We start from the raw sequence: 277 nt of genomic DNA, 5'->3' as shown, positions 1-277 counted from the left end.
TTTCACATTCTCATTCAATCCAGTACGTTCTTTCGGAGACCTAACAGGGGCAGAGGAGGACATCTTTCGGAACTCATAGCCGTAATCAACTGCTTCGCGGTAATTGCGCTGATAGAAAGCGGGACGATGGGTTCCGGCAAATGTGCTTCTGATTGCCCGCATAACACTTGGAAAGCGATAGCCGGCACGCTCAACCAGCCAGAACACCAGCATTGCCGATACAAGCAATATCGCTGTCCACACTCTTAGATGAACAGCAAGAATGAGAAAAAAGAAA

Annotated in this window: 1 protein-coding gene; it reads right to left on the bottom strand. The window is 48.0% G+C overall.

Annotation, left to right across the window (positions count from 1 at the left end):
- A partial coding sequence (gene icmT, locus HBA93_RS20935; RefSeq protein WP_353619423.1) for an IcmT/TraK family protein occupies nucleotides 1-264 on the bottom strand: 264 nt, incomplete at its 3' end.
- Nucleotides 265-277: the final 13 nt, after the last annotated feature.

It is taken from the genome of Ochrobactrum sp. SFR4, assembly GCF_019730395.1.
Lineage (GTDB): Bacteria > Pseudomonadota > Alphaproteobacteria > Rhizobiales > Rhizobiaceae > Pseudochrobactrum.
Note: the sequence above shows the minus strand (reverse complement) of the source record. Positions and strands in the feature narration are given on the sequence as shown.